At 73.8% G+C, this 684-nt stretch carries 2 protein-coding genes; both read right to left on the bottom strand.

Annotation, left to right across the window (positions count from 1 at the left end):
- Positions 1-234, bottom strand: a 234-nt coding sequence (locus tag ACFPZL_RS13995) for a hypothetical protein (protein ID WP_382336016.1), incomplete at its 3' end; no start/stop codon positions are given.
- Positions 231-684, bottom strand: a 454-nt coding sequence (locus ACFPZL_RS13990; protein WP_382336014.1) for an ATP-binding cassette domain-containing protein, incomplete at its 5' end; no start/stop codon positions are given. The genes ACFPZL_RS13990 and ACFPZL_RS13995, both read right to left, overlap by 4 nt.

Genomic DNA, 684 nt, shown 5'->3' with positions numbered 1-684 from the left:
GAGGGCCGTGGCGTCGATCCGCCCGGAGGCATCGGTCACCCGCACGGTGCGGGGAGCCCAGAGATCCCGCTCGATCCGCCACAGCGCCAGGCGCGCCTCGCCGGGCATCGCGCCCGACCCGTCGGCGAGCACGCCGCTCGACGCGTCGATCGATGGCTCGGTCGATAATGCCGGGAGCGCAGCGCCGTCGTCGATGGACGCGGCGAGTGGCGCCGTGGATGCGGTCTCGTTCATGATGCGGCCTCCGTGCGGTCGGGAGCGGATGGATCGTCGGGCCCACCGGCGGGCTCCTGCCGTCGAGCGCTTTCGCGTTCCGCGGCCGCCACGAGCATCCGCGTGTACGCGTGCCGCGGCTCGCGCAGCACCTGCTCGGTGTCGCCCGCCTCCATGACCTCGCCGCCCTGCAGCACGATCGCCCGGTCGGCGATCCGCGCCACGACGCCCAGGTCGTGCGTGATGAACAGCGTGGCGAGCCCGAGTTCGTCGCGCAGCCGTGCGAGCAGGGCGAGGATCTGCGCCTGCACCGAGACGTCGAGCGCCGAGACGCTCTCGTCGCAGATGAGCAGCTGCGGCCCGGGAGCGAGCGCGCGGGCGATGGCGACGCGCTGGCGCTGGCCGCCAGAGAGCTGGGACGGTCGTCGCCTCGCCAGCTCGGGGTCGAGGTCGACGAGTGCGAGCAGCTCG

The organism is Leucobacter soli (assembly GCF_042659205.1).
GTDB classification, from domain to species: domain Bacteria; phylum Actinomycetota; class Actinomycetes; order Actinomycetales; family Microbacteriaceae; genus Leucobacter; species Leucobacter soli.
This window is presented reverse-complemented; position numbering and strand designations above follow the sequence as displayed.